At 60.4% G+C, this 664-nt stretch carries 1 protein-coding gene; it reads left to right on the top strand.

Annotated elements, in window-relative coordinates; translation table 11 throughout:
• Nucleotides 1-630: IS3 family transposase (locus ACXAJT_RS27610; RefSeq protein WP_475242236.1), on the top strand; the 630-nt coding region annotated here is incomplete at its 5' end.
• Nucleotides 631-664 lie beyond the last annotated feature (34 nt).

The raw sequence follows: 664 nt of genomic DNA, 5'->3' as shown, positions 1-664 counted from the left end.
GGCTGGCAGGTGAACCACAAGCGGGTGGCGCGCATTTGGCGGCGCGAAGGGCTCAAGGTCCCACACAAGCAAAAGAAACGCGGCCGCCTCTGGCTGAACGACGGCTCCTGCGTGCGGCTGAAGCCTGAACATCCCAACCACGTCTGGTCCTACGACTTCGTGCAGGACCGGACCAGTGATGGCCGGGCCTACCGGGCGCTCAACATCCTCGATGAGTATACGCGGGAGGCGTTAATGATCCGTGTCGACAGGCGACTGAACTCCACCGATGTCCTAGACGCGCTGACGGACCTCTTCATCCAGCGCGGCCCGCCGCGGTTCATCCGGTCCGACAACGGCCCGGAGTTCATAGCGCAGAAGGTCCGCGACTGGATCGAACTGGTGGGGGCAAAAACCGCCTACATCGAACCCGGGTCACCCTGGGAGAACGGCTACTGCGAGAGCTTCAACAGCAGGTTCAGGGATGAGTTCCTGAATGGCGAGGTCTTCTACTCGTTGAGAGAGGCGCAAATCCTCATAGAAAGATGGCGAAAACACTACAACACCGCTCGGCCGCATAGCGCTCTTGGATATCGGACACCGGCACCGGAGACCTTCATCCCCATAGATCGAAGGCCGACCATGCATTAGCATTTAACCCGGACCACTCGCAGGGGTCAGCTCA

The organism is Salipiger sp. ABF4_146 (assembly GCF_056161345.1).
Note: the sequence above shows the minus strand (reverse complement) of the source record. Positions and strands in the feature narration are given on the sequence as shown.